The sequence below is a fragment of the Desulfosporosinus sp. FKB genome (assembly GCF_002196705.1).
Taxonomy (GTDB): Bacteria; Bacillota; Desulfitobacteriia; order Desulfitobacteriales; family Desulfitobacteriaceae; genus Desulfosporosinus.
This window is the reverse complement of sequence record NZ_NADJ01000011.1, coordinates 13,749-32,692: the sequence shown is the minus strand read 5'-3', so window position 1 is coordinate 32,692 and position 18,944 is coordinate 13,749. Positions and strand designations below refer to the sequence as shown.

Genomic DNA, 18,944 nt, shown 5'->3' with positions numbered 1-18,944 from the left:
GTCTTTTAAGGCGGATTTATGACTGTGAACTTTTTGTTTGTTAAGGGAAAGGAGTTGAATAAAGAGTTGGGGTATCAGGGGCGGGATATTGAAGCTGTTTTAATTAATCCGGAACAATATCTTATTGCATCTTGTGATTCCTGTGGAGCAATTGGACTGAAAGATTTCGATGTCGTTAAAGTATCTTGGCAGGTTACAGGTAGAATGACAACGAGGGTTGCCTTATTGGAAGTCTTAGCTGTGGGGGCAGAACCTCAAATTATGACTGTTGCCATTTCTAACGAACCCGATCCAGCAGGTGATGAAATATTAAAGGGGGTGAAAGAGGAATTAGCATGTGCCGGTCTTTCCCTCTCCATGGCAGTAAGCACCGAGAAAAATATACCAACCCAGCAGACTGGGCTTGGTATCAGTGTTATTGGTACCGTTGCCAAAGATCAGCTGCGTATTGGAACTTCACAAGCCGGAGATGAAGTATATTGCTTAGGTTTGCCGAAAGTTGGCTCTGAACTTAGCAATCCAGAGGACCCGGAAATAGTACAGATCAAGGAGATAAGAAAACTCTTGGCATCTCCAGGAATCCATGACATTATTCCTGTGGGCTCAAAAGGGATTTTAACAGAAGCCCAGCAGCTTGCCTCAAACGCTAAGCGGCAATTGCAGATTGATCAATCCTGCGGTTTAGACTTGAGTAAATCCGCCGGGCCGTCGACATGTCTCGTATTCTCGGCATCTTCAGCTATGACAAAAGATTTTATTTCTTCAAACCAAAATCAATTAATGATGGTTAAAATTGGTAAGATGATATAAGTGTAAAAGAAATATGAATGCTATGTCCAAAGGGACATGAGGTATTAGAGCATATCAATGGCCCCGATGTTCAGCTTTAGATGAACGAGTTCACTCATGAACTGTTTCAGTTCACAGAGTAGGATGAAAATTGTTTTTCGTAAAAAAGTAAAAGAGTAAAAGTATAAAGTATAAAGAAGTATAGGGAGGAAAAACTCGATGAGTCAAATTAACGCAGAAACTAAGGACGTCAAGCTGTCCGCCTGGAATGTCAAACGGCTTTCTATTATGGCTATTTTTCTGGCCTTGAGTTATGTGGGGGCACTGATTAAGATTCCCAGTCCAGTGGGAACTATCGGTATGGATTCGGCGCCTGGTTTTTTCTGTGCTATTGCCTTTGGTGGGATTGAGGGAGCAGTGGTCATTGCTTTTGGCCATTTATTAACATCGGCTGTTGTTGGGTTCCCGTTGACAATCCCTGTTCATATTTATATTGCTGTGCAAATGGCTTTATGGGCCGTAGTTTATCGTTGGGTGAATAAAACATTCGGCCTTATTCCGGCAGCCATAGCAGGTATAATCCTCAATGGAGTTGTATCCTCCTTTGCGATGCTGCCGATTATGGGAATGGGAGGGGTTCTTGGGGTTCTGCCCTTTCTCGTCATCGGTTCAGCTCTTAATGTCATTATTTCGGCAGTAGCCTATAAAGCAATCAAAGGGACGCGGCTCATTTAGGCTCGTAAGGAGGAAACTGAAGAAACAATGGTAATCAAAACAACAGCAAGAGATCGTATTAACGACGAAAATGACAAAGCCATTGAACTCAATAATGTTTCCTATCAATATCCAAATTCTCTCGAACCAAGTTTGCGCGGTCTTAACCTTAGCCTAAACAAAGGACAGTTCATTGTCCTGATGGGAGCTGCCGGAGCTGGGAAAACAACCTTGAGTCTCTGTCTCAACGGACTGATACCTCAGCTTTTCGAGGGAGAATTAACCGGCGAGGTTAAAGTGGCAGGCAGAAACGTGAGAAAAACACCTGTCCAACTTATGTCCACAATATTGGGCCTTGTCCTCCAAGATCCGGAAACACAAATTCTCGGCCGTACTGTGGAAGAAGATACGGCCTTTGGCCCCCGCAATATTTCTGTTCCCTTAGAAGAAATCCAAGACCGAGTTGATCGTTCCTTAGAAAAAGTTCGGCTCAAAGGATACAACCAGCGTTTGACCGAGGAATTATCCGGGGGTGAGAAACAACGTTTAGCCATTGCGGGAGTCCTGGCCATGGAACCCGAAATCTTGGTACTTGATGAACCGACATCAGAACTTGATCCTGCAGGGCGCTTGGAGATCTACGCAACCCTCGACGACTTGCGCCGAAAAAGGGCTTTAACCATCTTATTGGCGGAACATTCCAGTGAAGAAGTGATCAACAGGGCGGATGAGATAATCGTATTAAATCAGGGACAACTGGTTTGGCGTGGTGAACCAACTCAGCTCTTTCGCGACATTCCTTTATTGCAGCAGTATGGCATAAAACCCTTGCCTGTTAGTCTTGTAGGGTGGAACTTATATGAAAAAGGATGGATAGCCATTGACGAAATTCCCTTAGATCTCCCGTCAGCGGCACGTCTTTTGAAAAAGCTGTTATCTAGTCCTACACAGTCTGCTAATGCCGTAATGCATTTTCCTCTTCAGCCGAAACAGCACGATCGGAAAGACCATCAATTTCCTGAGGAAAAAGCCATCGAAATCAAGGACTTGTTTTATCAATATCAATCGGGAAACCCTATTCTCCAAGGAATCAATTTAACAATAGACAGCGGCGATTTTGTCGCCCTGATTGGCCAAAACGGGGCCGGTAAAACGACCTTAGCGAAACATTTAAATGGCTTGTTAAAACCGACAAGCGGAGAAGTATGTGTCCACGGAATGAGTACGCAAAAGTATGATACCGCTCATTTGGCAAGAACCATCGGTTATGTTTTCCAAAATCCGGACCATCAAATTTTTTCCACCACCGTTGAGAAAGAAATAGAATACGGTTTAAAAAATACCGGTTTAACGACGGCGGAAATCAAAGAACAGCTCAATCAGGTCCTCAAGGAAACCGGCTTAGAGGATTATCGTCATGTTCATCCCTTTACCCTGGGAAAAGGGGAAAGGCAGATGATTGCCGTAGCCTCAATCTTAGTGCTGAAACCTCGAATCCTAATTGTTGACGAACCGACAACCGGTGCAGATTATTCTGGTGTTCAGGCCATGATGAGGTTGATAAACCAACTTCATCAAGGGGGTACGACGATAATTATGGTAAGTCATGACATGGATCTTGTAGCTCAGTATGCCCAACGGGTTATCGTCTTGAAAGAAGGCAGTGTTCTCCTTGATGGACATCCTCGCGAAGTCTTTGCTCAAGAAAAGATATTAGCAGATGCCTCCATTATTCCTCCGCAGCTCTGCCGCCTTTCCGCCTGCTTGAGTGACGTCGGATTTTCAGAGACATTACTCCATCCGGAAGAATTCACGGCACTGTTCGAAAGAGGGGATATAACAAAATGTTGGTAGCCTCTTCCTCGGAAAATACCTTAATTCATCGGTTAGATGTACGAAGCAAGATGCTGGGTTTTTTAGTAATCATCATTCTGTCTTTCCTGTTCCAAAATCCAATTTATCAGCTGGCAATTATCTCTGCTACAGCCTTTTTAGCCTTGGCGATAAATATCCCGCTGCGAAAGATTACTGGCCTTATCATCCCTCTGCTGCCAATTGTTATTTCCATCATCCTGATCACAGGTTTTTCTTATTCACCTCAGCACTTTGACCATCTTTCCAATCGGAAAATTCTCTTTTATCTATTTCCGGGGAAACACTTAGGGGCTACTGTCGGAGGATTTTTAATGGGGACGACCTTTCTGCTTCGAATATGGAGTTTATTAATTGCTTCTTCAATCTTAACCTTCACAACGTCCCTTGAGGATTTTACCCAATTTTTTCAGTGGATAAAGGTTCCTGCCGAAGTATCTATGATATTGACGACAGCGCTGCGCTTTATTCCGACCTTAGATAAAAAAAGATCCCTTATTCTAGAGGCTCAAATGGCACGGGGAATGAATCTGCACGGAAAAGGAATTATAGGTTCAATTCGTTCCTATATTCCCATTATGATCCCTTTGTTTATCAACTCAATAATAATGGCTAATTCCCTATCTATGGCTATGCTGAACAGAGGGTACGGTTTATCTCGGGTTTGGACGGTGAAGCTTGACAAAGCCATTGCAGCAAGAGATTTTTGGGCACTCACTGTTATTATTTTCTTATCTTTTTTATGTTTATTTTTGCGTTTCAAATTGCGGCTTGGACTCTTATAATAATTTAAGGTTTTTTTGATTATAGGCAAATAAAAATCCTTACAGAACGTTTAGCTATAACCTAGTGCTGAATATAGGAAATGTTTGTCCGCTTGAATAGCAGTATTGAACTGACAAATATTATCATTTATACTTTAGGATAAGTATTTGCTAAATTAAAATAACGATTATTAGAATACTTCTATGACGACAAATTTTATAATTATTTTTTCGGACTAGAACAATAATTTCTCAGAACGTGACGTAAAAAAGTGCAGAGTGATGATAACTCTCTGAATGAGATTCTAATAATTGCTAACAGGAGATAACTATGGCGCGAAATAAAGATCGACATACTTGGCGCGAGGGATATACAACAGGCAGCTGTGCTGCAGGTGCTGCCAAAGCAGCTTGTCTTCTCCTGCGCGGAGATTGCTTGCCGGAACGAATCGAAATACCATTGCCCAATCAAGCTCGTTTAGGGATGCCGATCCATTCCGGAAACCTTGAGAATTCAAGGGCAGCTGCAAGTATTATCAAGGATGGCGGAGATGATGCCGATATTACGGACGGCTTAGAGATTCGTGTCCTCGTGCGCAAGCTTTCGACTCAAGGCGAGGTTCATATTCGGGGTGGACAAGGCGTGGGCACTGTCACTAAAAAAGGCTTGGATCAACCTGTAGGTGAAAAGGCTATCAACTCGGTCCCCAGACGAATGATACGTGAAGCAGTACGGGAGGCTTTTCCCCAGGAAGAACTTGAAATCACCATTGAAGTTCCGAGAGGCGAAGAGACTGCTAAACATACCTTAAACCCCCGTCTGGGTATTGTGGGCGGGATTTCAATTCTGGGAACCAGTGGGATTGTTCGTCCCATGTCTGAAGAAGCCTTCAAAACCTCGATTTTACCGGAATTGGACCAAGCAGTGGCCTACGGACATAAAGCAATTGTTTTAACTCCGGGACATTATGGATTTCGTGTGGCGACAGAAGGTTTTGATGTTCCCACAGAAGCTGTTATTCAAATGAGCAATTTCGTCGGTTTTCTTTTGGAAGAAGCTGTTTACCGGGGTATTGAAGACGTCGTTTTAGTGGGCCATATCGGCAAATTGATTAAAGTTTCGGGAGGTATCTTCCACACTCATAATCGTGTGGCTGATGCGCGGACTGAAATTTTACTGGCTCATGCCGCGCTCTCCGGAATTAAGACCGAAACCTTAAGAGCACTGGCAGAGTTCCCTACAACTGAGGGAGCTGCTATAGAACTTTTAAACCTAGGTCACCAAGCATTGCTGCATCATTTAGCTTATTTGGCCAGCGAACGGGCACAAGCTTTTACGTTTGGCCGTCTTCGAGTGGGAGCCATCATGACCTTATTAAATGGTCAGCCCGTGGGTTGGGATATGAATGCTCAAGAGATCGTTGAAAAACAACATTGGAAATGGAGCGTCGGTAAGGCTTAAAGGCCTGATAGTAAATACGTTTGTTTTAATAAGACTCCCACTTCTGCAAGTGGGAGTGGTTTCTATACCTTAGTCCTGATGTTCAGCTTTAGCTGAACGAGTTCACTAAGAGAAGCCCTAAAATCGAATGCTCGATTTTAGGGCTTCTTGATTATTATGGAATCTAGGTAAAGGATTCGTGTATTCTAGGGCAGTGTATCAATATCATCTTGAATTGGGGTTTCAACAGTTGGAGATTCAGATGAGTACGTAACAACTTCAGGCTCGGATTCTGAGTCCGCCTGGATATCAACCGCAGAAGAACTAGCGATGTCAATGGAATTTAATTTTTTGGGTTTTAAATCCTGCCAGAGGACTTGAAGATCTTCTTTAATTTTCTTTCCCTTATCGAGCAGGTTTGAGCCCGTTTCTTTTAAAGCCTCTGCTTGGTGAACTGTGCAGTCTTGAACTTGCTCGGCAAGATTTTCTGCTTTTGTTTGAATATCTTTACGTAATGCTTCCCCGCTCTTCGGAGAGACCATTAAACCAACAACGGCGCCGGCCACTCCGCCAACTAGCGCCGCAATGGCGACGGAGGCGATACTCGCAGTTTTTTTACCTTCGGGCATCTTATCAAAAACTCCTTTCTTTGCACTCTATGCAAAATATCTTATTCTTTAATAGACAGCGAAGTGTCAAATGCCTTGTGGTATAATATAACATAAATGGTTAAAATGATTATATAATCTTTATAGAATATTTACCAAATATCATGAATTGCTTAAAACAAATTGCTTAACATTGCCTAATTAAGAAATAAGCTATAAAATAGTATTAATCAATAAAAGTGAAGATTTAATTTAAATTTTTTTGAAAAGAGGAATTTTGTTAATACTTATAGAATACTCAGATATTCAGATGATATAATGAAACGTCATTTAGGCTTATAATTTTATAAAAATACTTAAGGCTCCTCAGTCAACGAGGATCTATAAGGGGAAGCCGGTGATAATCCGGCGCGGTCCCGCCACTGTGAACAAGGAGTTTTCTTCCATTGCTTTATCTGTTGTAAACATAGGAAGAGAATGATGATTTGAAGCCAGAAAACCTTCCTTAAGTAATTCACAGACCTACGAGCGATAGGAGATGTGTGTGTTTATTAAAGGATAAACCATACGAGCCGCTCAGGCTCTTTTTTAATTGTCACAAAGTTCCAAGTAAGGTTTTGGCAAAACGTTAGTCAACCACGGAAGAAGGGAAATTAATGTTGAAGGTAATCGGAATCGGGCCCGGAAGAACAGAATGGCTGCCTCCAGCCGTTATAGATCTGGCTATGAACTGTGATGATTTAATTGGAGGATCCAGAGCTCTCAAGCTTTTTCCTGATTTCTTGGGTGGTCAACACTGTTTAACGGGAGACCTTAAGGCCAGCCTTGAGGTCATTAGAACGGCCTTATTAGATAAGAAAGATATAGGAGTTCTTGTCTCGGGTGATCCAGGTTTTTTCAGCCTTTTGCCCAGACTAAAAAAAGAATTTCCCGGAGAGCAAATCGATGTCTATCCCGGAATCAGTTCTCTTCAATTTGCCTTTGCCCGAGCAGGACTCCCTTGGCAAGAGGCTGATTTTGTCAGTGTCCACGGACGAGATTTATCAGTACTTCCTACCCAAATAAGACGTCTGACGGGAGTATTAACCGGAGGAATGAACACTCCGCAAAGAATCGCCCAATTTTATATTGATCTTGGACAAAATCCGAATATTTCAGTGGGGAATGCGTTGGCTTACCCCGAAGAGCTATGGCAAACTATGGATGCCAATCATTTGGCTCAAGAAGCTGCCTCCTTGAAGAATGCAATTCTTATTTTGCATCCGGAGATTGTGCAGGCAACAGGCGATGATTCTAAGAAATCAGCTGCTTCTGTCTTCGAAGGACGAATAGGAATACCGGATCAGGAATTTTTGCGGGGCAACGTTCCTATGACCAAGTCAGAGATCCGAGTTCAAGTTATCGCCAAAGCTCAAATCTCCAGATCCGACAGTATTGTTGATATCGGGGCGGGTACTGGAAGTATTAGTATTGAAGCTGCTGGCTTAGTCCCGGAGGGAGTTGTCTATGCTATTGAGCATAATCCCGAAGCTCAAGCCTTGATTCTTGCTAATCAGCAGAAGTTTGGCGTTTCAAATCTGCAATTGATTCCCGGAAGCGCACCCGATGTTTTTCCGGAACTTCCACCGGTTAATGTCTGTATCATTGGGGGAAGTAAAGGGCGGCTGGAGGATATTTTAGTAAACGTGCCGCTTCTTGAAGGTGGCAGGATCGTCATTACAGCCGTCACCCTTGAAACTATGTCTCAGGGGGTAAAATTACTTTCAGAACTGGACTATCAGGATATTGATATTGTTTCTCTTCAAGCTGTCCGCTGGCAGCCCGTTCATAATCTGCATATGGCCCAAGCCTTAAATCCTGTCTTTATACTATCTGCACGAAAAGGGGTAAGATCATGACAACAACATGGGGCAAATTTTATGGAGTCGGAGTCGGACCGGGAGATCCTCGCCTTCTAACTCTGCAAGCTGTCGATGTCCTGCAAACGGTAGATTTGGTGGCTATTCCAAAATCAAAAATGGAAAGAGAAAGCGTTGCCTGGGACATTGCCAAAGTCCACTGCCCGGCTAATGTGTGTTTGCTGGAACTGGAAATGCCCATGACGTCCGATCAGCAGGTTTTAGCCAAGGCCTGGCGAGACGGAGCAGAAATGCTCTTACAGGAGCTGAAGCAAGGCAAATCTATTGCCTTCATTACGTTAGGTGATTCTTCCTTATATAGTACTTACAGTTACCTGCTGAACCTTCTTCAAGAGCAATTACCTTCTGAATTAATTACTACTGTTCCTGGTATTACAGCTATGGCAGCTGCGGCCGCGAAAATCAATTTGCCGCTTGCTACGGGAGATGAGCCCTTAGTGGTCCTGCCGAGTACGGAAGACGTTGACCAATATCTTGATTTTCCCAATTTGGTTTTGATGAAAGTTTCGCGCAGGCTTCCGGAAATTCTCAACCTTCTGCGAGAGCGAGACCGAAAAGCCGTTTTGCTTACACGTTTAGGTCAGACCGGAGAGCAAATCTGCTGGGAACCAAAGCCGGAAGATTTTCAAGCCAATAAAATCGATTACCTTAGCCTGCTCTTGGTCAAAAAGGATTTATTAGGGAGGGAAAACGGTGAGCGAAAATAAACCAAAGGGAGTAGTTATCTTTGTAGGTGCAGGTCCGGGAGATCCGGAACTGATCACCATCAAAGGGTCCCGAGCCTTGGAGAGAGCAGATCGGGTCATTTACGCCGGATCTTTAGTCAACCCGGATTTGCTTAAGCTCTGCCGGCCGGGAACTCCTTGTCACGACAGCGCCTCTTTGACTCTGGAAGAGGTGATCGCTTTAATGATCGAAGGAACAAAAAAAGGAGAAACTATTGTCCGTCTCCATACGGGAGACCCCAGCATGTACGGCGCAATCAAGGAACAATTCGATCGCTTAGACCAAGAGGAAATTTCTTATTCTGTGGTTCCGGGAGTCAGCTCAGTTTTTGCCGCTGCTGCGGCGGTCAAACGGGAGTTCACCTTGCCGGATATCAGTCAAACCTTGATTCTTACTCGTTTGGCCGGACGGACACCCGTACCGGAGCGGGAAGCCTTAACCCTTTTAGCGCAGCACCAATCCAGCATGGCGATTTTTCTAAGTGTACAAGATATGGGGTCTGTTGTTGAAGCCTTACTTGAGGGAGGATACCCTGCCTCCACTCCTATTGCTGTAGTTGCTAAAGCCACCTGGCCGGATGAAGAAATTGTCGTTGGAACTTTGGAAACCATTGCCGATAAAGTGAAGGCTGCCGGAATCCGCAAACAGGCTCAAATCCTTGTGGGAGATTTCCTGGATCCGGCAGGAGGATATGCCCGTTCTAAGCTTTATGACCCAACGTTTACTCATGAATTCAGACAGGGAAAAGAGACGTGAAGATAGGGATACTGGCTTTAACAGATCGAGGTTTGGCAACGGCCTTGCGCATTGGGGAGAATCTTCCCGGTTCAGCTATACCGACCTTCTGTCTTCATGCAAAAGCTCTCTCAGCCGGCGCCGGAAAAATCCCAAAGGCTATCCCTTTACAACCCTTTCAGCGTTTAGGTGATCTTGTCCCAACCTTATGGCAGGAGTGTTCAGTACTTATCTTCATCATGGCCTCGGGCATTGTGGTCCGGCAGATCGCCTCACTCATTGATCGGAAGGACCGGGACCCCGCTGTACTGGTTTTGGACGAGGCAGGAAATTTCGTAATTCCTTTGCTTTCCGGTCATTTAGGGGGAGCGAACGCCTGGGCGAGGGAAATCGCTAAGCATCTCCAAGCCCAAGCGGTTATTACCACGGCCACAGACGGCCGGGGAATTACGGCACCTGATGAATATGCCCGAAGGTTTGGCTGGAAGGTTGAACCTGTTGACCATTTGCCCGCCGTTAATCGGTTACTTTTGGAACAAGGGTATCTTAACGTACTTAAACCAGATGATTTTTCTATTGATCAACGTTGGTTGGATGATCCTCACTATCGTTTTATGGATTGTACAAGAAGATTTGCCAAATCCATAATCGGATCGGGTAACCCTAAAGATATTAAGAGTACTAAGAGCACTAAGAGCACCAATGTATCTCAAGAAATAAATCTTCATGAATTGCAAACTAACCCAAATGTAATTATTGATGCCTTTCCCTCCGGCAATACTAAAAAAGATTGCATTTATCTAATCCCTCCGGTCTTAAGTGTGGGGGTCGGGTGTCGTCGGGGAATTTCCAGTAACGTGGTTTTGGATGGGATTACCTCAGCTCTGGAACAAATTGGGGCCTCATTAAAGGCCATATCCGGTCTTTATAGCATCGATTTAAAAGCTGATGAAGCAGGTTTGCAGGAAGCGGCGAAATCTCTCGGGGTTCCCTTTCGGACCTTTTCAGCTGATGAACTTCAAGCAGTAAATAGCCAAGAAAATTTAACGCGCTCAAACTTTGTAAAAGAAAAGATAGGAGTGGACGGAGTATGCGAAGCAGCGAGTATCCTGGGAGCACACATGGGGCACCTGATTCTACCCAAGACCAAGGGACAGGGAGTCACGGTGGCAATCAGCACAGCAAGCTCTATGTCGTGGGACTTGGCCCCGGAGACCCCGAGCACATGACAGCACGGGTTCAATCCGTACTAAACGAGGTTGAATACATTGTAGGTTATAAAACTTACATTGAGTTAATTCGTCCTTTCTTAACCCATCAGCAAGTCGTCGCCACAGGTATGCGGCAGGAAATCGATCGCTGCCGGGAAGCGATTCGCTTAGCGGGAGAAGGACATCGCGTTGCCGTTGTAAGCAGCGGTGATGCCGGAGTCTACGGGATGGCCGGAATTATCATTGAATGTATGGAACAGGCTGGGCTTTTGGACCTGCCTCTGGAGATTATCCCAGGAGTTACGGCGGCCTCGGCTGCAGCCTCCATGCTTGGTGCACCGTTAATGCATGATTTTGCCGTAATCAGTTTAAGTGATTTGCTTACTCCATGGGAAGTTATTGAAAAACGAGTTCGTTTAGCCGCTGAAGGGGATTTCATTTTTGCAATTTATAATCCGAAAAGTCAAGGCCGTACTCAACACATTGAAACAGTCCGGGAAATCCTTCTGCAATATCGCCGACCGGATACTCCGGTCGGCCTTGTTCGAGAAGCCTTACGAGGTGACGAATCCAGTGTCCTGATTACGAATCTTGGTGAATTTACCAGTCATCCCATCGATATGCTGACGACGGTTATCGTTGGAAACTCTCAAACCCGTATTGTGGGACCTTACATGGTTACTCCTCGAGGTTATAAACTGTGAAGCTTTTTCTCCTGGCAGGAACGGAGGATGGACGTAACCTGGCTGAAACCTTAAAGACTCGGGGACATGAGGTTTTAGTATCGACACTAACTGCTTACGGCGCAGATTTAGCAGCAGAATCCGGGCTGGACGCCCGTTCTGGAGCAATAAATGCCAACCAGCTTAAAGACCTTCTGCGAAGGGGATCTTATTCAGCCCTCGTTGATGCTACCCATCCTTATGCCATACAAGTCAAGGAAACGGCCCAATTCGTTTGTTCTGAACTAAAAATACCCTATCTGCGCTGGGAGCGTTTACCCCTGGAACTTGAGGACCATCCTTTGATTCATTGGGCCGAGGATGTCCCAGATGCGGCTCAAAAGGCCGCTGACCTGGGGGAACGCATCTTACTTACCACCGGGAGCAATTCCTTGCCGGAGTGGAGGGCGCAGTCCTGCCTTAACGACAAAAACCTTTTTATTCGTGTCTTGCCGACGTCTCAAGTTTTAACACGCTGTGAAAACTTAGGATTCAAGCCCAATCAGATCATTGCTGCTCAAGGGCCGTTTTCTCAAGCCTGGGACGAAGCCATGTTCCAACAGTTGAAGATCGACGTTGTGGTTACTAAGGAAAGCGGCAAAGTTGGAGGAACCTTGGAAAAAGTACATGCCTGCCGCAGGCTGAATATTCCTTTAGTCTTATTAAAGCGGCCGCCGGCGAACTTAAATAATCCAGATATGCAAATAATAGTGGCTCATTCAATACCGCAATTTCTTAAACAAATGGAGGAACTCTTATGAAAACTGAGATCATTCTTTTAGGACATGGAAGCCGACGTGCTGAGGCGAATCAAGGTCTTTTAGTAGTTGCTGAAAAAGTAAGCTCATTACTTGGCCAACACGTTACGCCAGCATATATGGCTCACGATAAGCCCAGTCTTCCTGAAGCCGTGGCGGAAAAAATCAAGGAAGGTGCCTCCCGAATTATTATCATGCCGCTGTTTCTCTTTCGCGGGATTCATGTCACCGTCGATATTCACGAAGAACTTCGCGAACTTCGCGAACAACATCCTGATGTAGAGATCGTCTATACCAGAGAATTAGGAGCAGATGACGGTATTGCCGGCTTGGCCTCTGAACGCATCAAGGAGGCTATGGGATGACAGAGTTTATTTTGGATCCCCAACAAATTGAAGCAAAAAGCATGAGTATCATTCGCTCCGGTCTTACCCGCACTTGGCCGGAAAAAGAGTATCCCGTCGTCGAACGATTAATTCATACCAGTGGAGATCCATCGTTGGAACAGGTTATTGCCATCCATCCCCAAGCCATTGATTGCGGGCTGCAAGCTCTGAAAAACGGAGCGAGGGTTATCACGGATGTGGAAATGGTACGCGCCGGCATAGCTAAAGAGAAACTCAAATCTTTAGGCGGAAGCGTAGAGTGTTATCTAAATGCACCGGAAATTCCCCAACAAGCCAAAGAATGGGGAATCACTCGTTCTATGACCGCCTTTCGGATGCATCCCGAACGATTGCAGGGGGCTATAGTTGCTATCGGCAATGCCCCTACAGCCCTGTTGGAGGTCCTTCGTCTAGCCGAGGATCCCGAAACGCGTCCAGCTTTAATCATTGGCATTCCAGTCGGCTTTGTCGGTGCTAAGGAATCTAAAGATTTGCTTTGGCAGCACCAGGAAATCCCTTCAATCACTGTTCTCGGAACCCGCGGGGGAAGCCCCCTGGCGGCAACCGTGGTTAATGCCTTAATTTATACAGCTTTGCGGTAGGTAAATGAGATAACGTGAAGTGAACTCGTTCAGCTAAAGCTGAACATCGGGGCTTCGGTGGGGGACTCCAGCCCCACCGAAGTAAGGTATGGGAACCACTCCCACTTGTAGAAGCGGGAGTCTTACGATTAGATAAACACCACCTTAGAAAGAGGGTGAGGATATGTCTTCAGAGAAACAAACAGCGGCCAGGCTCATGGTCCAAGGAACCTCCTCCAGTGTGGGAAAAAGCGTGTTGGCGGCTGCTTTCTGCCGGATCTTTTATCAAGAAGGTTATCGGGTGAGTCCCTTTAAAGCCCAAAATATGGCGCTTAATTCCTTTGTCACCGCAGCTGGGGGGGAAATGGGCCGGGCGCAGGTGGTTCAGGCCCAAGCGGCTGGAGTCGATCCCGATGTGCGCATGAATCCGATTTTATTGAAACCCAGCGGACCCAAAGGTTCTCAAGTTGTCATTATGGGAGTATCCCAAGGGAATGTGACAGCTCTGCGCTATCACGGGGAATACCAGCGTTTGACTTGGCCGCATGCCCAAAAAGCTCTGCATGAATTGCTCAATGACTATGAAATCGTTGTCATCGAAGGGGCAGGAAGCCCGGCGGAAGTAAACCTTAAATCCAATGATATCGTGAACATGCGCGTAGCCATGGAGGCGAAAGCCCCTGTCCTGCTGGTAGCTGATATAGACCGCGGCGGAGCTTTGGCCTCTGTGGTGGGGACCTTAGAATTAATAGAACCAGAAGAACGGGCTTTGATTAAGGGAATTATCTTCAATAAATTTCGGGGGGAACTGGCTCTTCTTCAGCCGGCCTTAGATTTTATTGAAGAACGAACAGGGATACCTGTAGTAGGTGTTGTTCCTTATTTTAAAATACGCATTCCAGATGAAGATTCCGTAGCCATCAGTGAGGCGGCTGAAATGCCTGCCATGTCCACTGCTGATCAGCTGGATATGGCAGTTATCCGCTTGCCTTATATTTCTAACTTTACTGATTTTGATGCTTTGCAGGACGAGCCTGATGTTTCCGTCCGCTATGTTACGGAACTTAGCAATTTAGGCCACCCGGATTTAATTATTATTCCCGGCAGTAAAAACACCCTCGCAGATTTGCGCTTTTTACACGAAAGCGGCCTGGGAAATCAGATCTATAAGGATTGGCAAGAGGATCTTCCCATCATCGGGATCTGTGGAGGCTACCAAATGATGGGGCGTTTGGTGAAGGACCCTCTCCATACGGAATCTGATTTGGAAGAGGTGCCCGGACTGGGAATTCTTCCTATGGTCACCGAATTTTATCCTCAAAAACATACGGTCCAAAGTAAAGGGAACATCCAATCAACAAGGAGCTTTTTTCAAGGCTGTACCGGAGAGTCCGTGGCAGGTTATGAGATTCATATGGGACGTTCCATATCCGATGAAGGTCAGGAAGCGCTTTTTGAGTTAACATCTAACGGGGTATCATATGATGACGGATTACAGTCAGGGAATGGGTACGGAACATATTTACACGGGATCTTTGACAATGATCATTTAAGAACGTCTCTTCTGAATTGGCTTTGGCAGCGCAAAGACCGCACGCGCCCCTGCGCAGCAACTCAGTCTCAGGCGGCCCTGAGGGAATCGGCCTTTAATGAATTAGCGGATCTGGTACGTCAAAGCGTTGATCTTGAACGTATTCGCAGGATTATGGGATTGACACCAGTTGAGCAATCATCCCCTAAAGGAAATAGCTAGGAGAAGGATGATGACAGAAATTCCTTATCTAACGCTGACGGTTTTTCTCGGATTTGTTTGTGATCAAATGATTGGTGACCCGCCAAACTGGCCTCATCCGGTGGTGTTGATCGGCAAAATTATAGCCTTTTTAGAAGGAAGGCTTAATCATGGGCCAGGAAACTCTAGGCGGAAAAAAGGCGTTTTGCTCACAGTTTTAGTTGTAAGCGGGAGCTACCTGGTGACATGGGTCATTATTTATGGAGCAAAGGTAATCCATCCTCTGCTGGGTTTCGTTATCAGTGCCTATTTTATTTTTACAACACTGGCCGGCAAATCTCTCCCAGATGCGGGACAAAGTGTTCTAAGCCCTTTAGAACAAGGCAAGATAGAAGAGGCACGAGTCAAACTTTCTTGGTTTGTCAGCCGTGATACATCCAATCTCAGCGAAAAAGACATAGTCCGGGGTACGCTGGAAACATTGGCTGAAAACTTCGTGGATGGGATTCTCTCGCCGCTTTTTTACGCGGCACTGGGAGGGGCTCCTCTGGCAATGGCTTTTAAAGCGGTCAGTACCTTGGATTCTATGGTTGGTTATCGCAATGAACAGCATGAAGATTTCGGCTGGTTTTCTGCCCGTACGGATGATTGGGCCAATTATATCCCGGCACGTTTATCTGTATTCTTCCTGCTCTTAGCGGGATGGTTCCAGAGACTTCCCGTCAGACGGGCCTATAAAATTTGGCAGCGAGATGCCTCAGGCCATCCGAGCCCTAATGGCGGAAATCCGGAAAGCATTGTAGCCGGATTATTGGGAGTACAGCTTGGCGGTATCAATATCTATCACGGCCGCCCGCACCACCGGGCAGAAATGGGAGATGTCTTGCATGATTCGAACTTCAAAGACATTATCCTTTGTCAAAAGCTTATCAGATCTGCGACTTGGCTGTCCTTGCTTCCGGCACTGGGTTTAGTTTATTGGTTACGTTAATTTAGAAGGGGGCGACATCGTGAAGATTCCTCGCATAGTCCTGGCAGGTACACACAGCGGAGTGGGCAAAACTACTCTGGCTACAGGATTAATGGCAGCGTTAAATAAACGCCAGCGTCCGATTCAAGGGTATAAGGTCGGCCCCGATTATATTGATCCCAGTTATCATGCGGCTGCGACCGGGAGACCATCACGCAATCTTGACCGCTGGCTGCTGGGAGACCGTCTGCCTTCGATTTTCCTGCAAAGTTCTCAGGAACGCTGGGCAGTGATCGAAGGTGTCATGGGAATGTTCGACGGTATGAGCGGAACTGCCGGTTTTGGCAGTACCGCCGATGTGGCAAAGCTCCTCAAAGCTCCGATAATACTGATTATTGATGCTTCTTCCATGTCCCGAAGCGCAGCAGCTTTGGTGCATGGATTCAAAACCTATGATCCTGAGGTGAGTCTTCAAGGTGTCATTCTAAATCGCGTTAAGTCACCAGCCCAGGAAAAAATAATCCGAGAGGCCCTTTTAGAACTTGAAATCCCTGTACTCGGAGTCCTGCCGAAAGAAACGTCACTTCACCTGCCTGAGCGGCATTTGGGATTAATTCCCGTTGGAGAAGGTGGCTTGCTGGAAGGATTCATTGAGTCCCTCTCCGAATTTATGCAAAAGTACCTTGATCTTGAGCAGATCGAAAAAATCATGCTGCAGGCTCCTGATTTTCCAGATACCACTCAAGCTGACATTAACAATTACAATGATAATTTATCCTTTGGCTTTAATCGCGGTATCGATGCCTTAAACCATATCGGCACGATTAAGAATAGTAATCCGGATCAGGGTGAATCTGGATACGCAAATCGTAAGGGTCACTTGGACCTGAAGGTATCCGACCATAAATTTCGTTTAGGGTTAGCTTGGGATGAGGCTTTCTTATTTTATTACCAGGATGCTTTGGACCTTGCCGAAGGCCTGAACTGTTCTCTTATGCCCTTTAGCCCATTGCATGATCAGGCTCTGCCGGACGACCTGGATGGAATCTTTCTCGGAGGTGGTTTTCCCGAGCTGCATCTCCAAGAGTTGAGTGATAATATTCCCTTTCTTGACTCCCTGCGCGGCTTTGCGGCAAGCGGGAAACCCATTTATGCGGAATGCGGCGGCTATATGTACCTGGGGAAATCGATCACAAGTTTTGAAGGAACAGAACTCCCTATGGCCGGTCTCATTCCCATGAAAGCAGAAATGACGAAACGCTTGCAAGGTATAGGTTATCGCAGAGGCGTTTTCAGAGAAGATAATTTTCTTGGACCCAGGGGAACCGTGGTGCAGGGTCATGAATTCCATTACTCACGAGTTACCTACGAATCAGAAGTTCCGACGGTTTACGAACTGTTTAAAGGAGAACAACCAGATCGCCTAGAGGGATATGTGCGGGACAATCTTGTGGCTTCTTACCTTCATCTCAACTTTGCCGGACAACCTGAATTAATGCAGCATTGGTTTACCTCTCAACGGAGGGGATGATTAAAATGATTACAGTCTACACGGGTCAGGGCAAAGGAAAAACTACATCAGCGATCGGGGACGCATTATTAGCCAATTCCGAAGGTAAAAAGGTTCTCATGGTGCAATTTCTAAAGGGGAGTACGTATAGCGGCGAGCTTATGGCTCTGAATCGGTTGGGGATTCCCCTTGTTCAGTTCGGTGTAGGATGTCGTTGGTCGGGAATGATTCGCACCGGATTGAAGCATTGTACGGGATGTGGTGAATGCTTTCGCCAAAATCGCGACCCGGAGATCGCCAATGAACTTGTCAATATGGCCTGCGATTATGTCATTAAAGAAGCTAAAAGTAATTGCTATGACCTCATTATTTTAGATGAAGTCAGTCATGCTCTGAATAAAGGTTTTCTAAGCTTAAATCGACTGCAGGAACTTCTTTCAGCTAACACTCATATGCGCTGGATTCTAACCGGCAGGGGAATGCCCGAAGCAATAGAACCTTGGGTAGATTCCTGGTGGGACTTAAACTCAATTAAACATCCTTTCGCTCAAGGGGTACACAGTCGTAGGGGGATTGAATATTAATGAATTTCTCGGTCGGTTTAGCCCGGTGTCCGGGAACATGCGGGGAATGGGTACAAGGGGCTCACGGTGGAGTCCCATTTCTTGTCGATTGTCCCATCGATCGCTTTGCGGAGATCAAAGTGACCCTTAACCCGCTTAGCGGCCAATGGGATCTCCCTATACAAAAAACGAAAGTTCTTCAGGTATTGGAATTGCTCAAGGAAGATTTGGGCTTGAAAACGTTAGGTGGGCAAGTCGAATTTCTTCAGCAGCTTCCGGAAGGGAAAGGAATGGCCAGTTCAACGGCCGATATTTCAGCTGCTGCCGCAGCACTTTTATTGGCTTTAGATCAAAATCCTGCTCCTGAGCAAGTGATGAAATTAGCTCTACGCATAGAGCCAAGTGACAGTGTGATGTTTCCCGGAATTACTGCCCTTGAACATGTTCAAAGACATAACTATCGCTTTCTGGGATCTTCCATACCCGCTTTGTTTTTAGCTCTGGATTGGGGCGGTTCAATCGATACTAAAGCCTTTAATGCCCGCCCGGGACTCGGAGAACATTACCGTCGTTTTGAAGGTACGATTCAAAGAGCCTACAAATTAGCTTTGGAAGGAATTGAGCAGGGGGATATCGAAAAATTAGCTGCATCTGGGACAATAAGTGCTCAATGCAATCTTGAGATAAATCCTAAACCTCAATTTAAACCGTTTCTTGATTGGGTTCTGCAAAACGGTGGCTTAGGCGTGGTAACAGCTCACAGCGGAACGTTGCTGGCCGGAATTTTCCCAGCCTCGGAATCCGTTGAACGGGTACTTCGCAGCCATCTGCAGCGTGAAGTTCAGCAACGATTCAATCCTGTTTATCTCGATGTCTTTAACAGCCATCCTGGAGGAATTATAACCAAGAATCTAAAGTATACAGAAAATGCGGGGTGACATCA

Annotated in this window: 19 protein-coding genes and 1 riboswitch; of the genes, 18 read left to right on the top strand and 1 reads right to left on the bottom strand. The window is 45.8% G+C overall.

The annotated features are described in order from the left end of the window. Window positions 1-24: 24 nt before the first annotated feature. From B5Y67_RS02310 to cbiD, 5 genes are all read left to right on the top strand, one after another. The gene (locus B5Y67_RS02310; protein ID WP_348982274.1) at window positions 25-810 is read left to right on the top strand and encodes an AIR synthase related protein; all 786 of its coding nucleotides are present in this window, start codon (window positions 25-27) and stop codon (window positions 808-810) included. A 198-nt stretch (window positions 811-1,008) separates the two neighbouring features. Further along, entirely contained in the window at window positions 1,009-1,524 is a 516-nt protein-coding gene (locus tag B5Y67_RS02305) for an ECF transporter S component (RefSeq protein WP_088224953.1), read from the top strand. A 27-nt stretch (window positions 1,525-1,551) separates the two neighbouring features. Next, window positions 1,552-3,357, top strand: a complete 1,806-nt coding sequence (locus B5Y67_RS02300; RefSeq protein WP_088224952.1) for an ABC transporter ATP-binding protein — start codon at window positions 1,552-1,554, stop codon at window positions 3,355-3,357. Next, window positions 3,348-4,160, top strand: a complete 813-nt coding sequence (locus B5Y67_RS02295; RefSeq protein WP_088224951.1) for an energy-coupling factor transporter transmembrane component T — start codon at window positions 3,348-3,350, stop codon at window positions 4,158-4,160. The genes B5Y67_RS02300 and B5Y67_RS02295 overlap by 10 nt, the downstream gene beginning before the upstream one ends. Before the next feature lie 310 nt (window positions 4,161-4,470). Next, a complete protein-coding gene (cbiD, locus tag B5Y67_RS02290) occupies window positions 4,471-5,601 on the top strand; it encodes a cobalt-precorrin-5B (C(1))-methyltransferase CbiD (protein ID WP_088224950.1) in 1,131 nt (376 codons plus the stop codon). Between the two features lie 185 nt (window positions 5,602-5,786). Here the strand turns inward: cbiD and B5Y67_RS02285 are convergent, their stop codons facing one another. Then, window positions 5,787-6,209, bottom strand: coding sequence for a YtxH domain-containing protein (locus B5Y67_RS02285; protein ID WP_088224949.1), 423 nt, complete (start codon window positions 6,207-6,209; stop codon window positions 5,787-5,789). A 321-nt stretch (window positions 6,210-6,530) separates the two neighbouring features. After that, window positions 6,531-6,711: riboswitch (cobalamin riboswitch) on the top strand. A gap of 133 nt (window positions 6,712-6,844) precedes the next feature. Between B5Y67_RS02285 and cbiE the strand changes: the two genes are divergently transcribed. From cbiE to B5Y67_RS02220, 13 genes are all read left to right on the top strand, one after another. Further along, entirely contained in the window at window positions 6,845-8,086 is a 1,242-nt protein-coding gene (gene cbiE / locus B5Y67_RS02280; protein WP_088224948.1) for a precorrin-6y C5,15-methyltransferase (decarboxylating) subunit CbiE, read from the top strand. Then, on the top strand, window positions 8,083-8,814 hold the full coding sequence (gene cobI, locus B5Y67_RS02275; protein ID WP_088224947.1) for a precorrin-2 C(20)-methyltransferase: 732 nt from the start codon (window positions 8,083-8,085) through the stop codon (window positions 8,812-8,814). Before cbiE ends, cobI begins: the two co-directional genes overlap by 4 nt. Further along, window positions 8,801-9,589 (top strand): precorrin-4 C(11)-methyltransferase, encoded by a 789-nt coding sequence (cobM, locus tag B5Y67_RS02270; protein ID WP_088224946.1) that lies wholly within the window; start codon window positions 8,801-8,803, stop codon window positions 9,587-9,589. Before cobI ends, cobM begins: the two co-directional genes overlap by 14 nt. Beyond that, entirely contained in the window at window positions 9,586-10,797 is a 1,212-nt protein-coding gene (locus B5Y67_RS02265) for a cobalt-precorrin 5A hydrolase (protein WP_242975793.1), read from the top strand. The genes cobM and B5Y67_RS02265 overlap by 4 nt, the downstream gene beginning before the upstream one ends. Beyond that, on the top strand, window positions 10,794-11,483 hold the full coding sequence (gene cobJ, locus B5Y67_RS02260; RefSeq protein WP_242975792.1) for a precorrin-3B C(17)-methyltransferase: 690 nt from the start codon (window positions 10,794-10,796) through the stop codon (window positions 11,481-11,483). The genes B5Y67_RS02265 and cobJ overlap by 4 nt, the downstream gene beginning before the upstream one ends. Beyond that, the gene (gene cobK / locus B5Y67_RS02255) at window positions 11,480-12,262 is read left to right on the top strand and encodes a precorrin-6A reductase (protein WP_088224944.1); all 783 of its coding nucleotides are present in this window, start codon (window positions 11,480-11,482) and stop codon (window positions 12,260-12,262) included. Before cobJ ends, cobK begins: the two co-directional genes overlap by 4 nt. Beyond that, on the top strand, window positions 12,259-12,624 hold the full coding sequence (locus B5Y67_RS02250) for a CbiX/SirB N-terminal domain-containing protein (protein ID WP_047810706.1): 366 nt from the start codon (window positions 12,259-12,261) through the stop codon (window positions 12,622-12,624). The genes cobK and B5Y67_RS02250 overlap by 4 nt, the downstream gene beginning before the upstream one ends. After that, entirely contained in the window at window positions 12,621-13,247 is a 627-nt protein-coding gene (locus tag B5Y67_RS02245) for a precorrin-8X methylmutase (RefSeq protein ID WP_088224943.1), read from the top strand. The genes B5Y67_RS02250 and B5Y67_RS02245 overlap by 4 nt, the downstream gene beginning before the upstream one ends. A 163-nt stretch (window positions 13,248-13,410) precedes the next feature. After that, window positions 13,411-14,979 carry a cobyric acid synthase gene (locus tag B5Y67_RS02240; protein ID WP_088224942.1) on the top strand — a complete coding sequence of 523 codons (1,569 nt, stop codon included), beginning with the start codon at window positions 13,411-13,413 and terminating at the stop codon, window positions 14,977-14,979. A 10-nt stretch (window positions 14,980-14,989) separates the two neighbouring features. After that, window positions 14,990-15,949, top strand: a complete 960-nt coding sequence (gene cbiB / locus B5Y67_RS02235; RefSeq protein WP_088224941.1) for an adenosylcobinamide-phosphate synthase CbiB — start codon at window positions 14,990-14,992, stop codon at window positions 15,947-15,949. Between the two features lie 19 nt (window positions 15,950-15,968). Then, window positions 15,969-17,459: a cobyrinate a,c-diamide synthase gene (locus B5Y67_RS02230; RefSeq protein WP_088224940.1), complete on the top strand. Its 1,491-nt coding sequence runs from the start codon at window positions 15,969-15,971 to the stop codon at window positions 17,457-17,459. Between the two features lie 5 nt (window positions 17,460-17,464). Further along, a complete protein-coding gene (locus tag B5Y67_RS02225) occupies window positions 17,465-18,022 on the top strand; it encodes a cob(I)yrinic acid a,c-diamide adenosyltransferase (protein ID WP_088225023.1) in 558 nt (185 codons plus the stop codon). Then, window positions 18,022-18,939, top strand: a complete 918-nt coding sequence (locus tag B5Y67_RS02220) for a GHMP kinase (RefSeq protein WP_088224939.1) — start codon at window positions 18,022-18,024, stop codon at window positions 18,937-18,939. Before B5Y67_RS02225 ends, B5Y67_RS02220 begins: the two co-directional genes overlap by 1 nt. The last annotated feature ends 5 nt before the right edge of the window (window positions 18,940-18,944 follow it).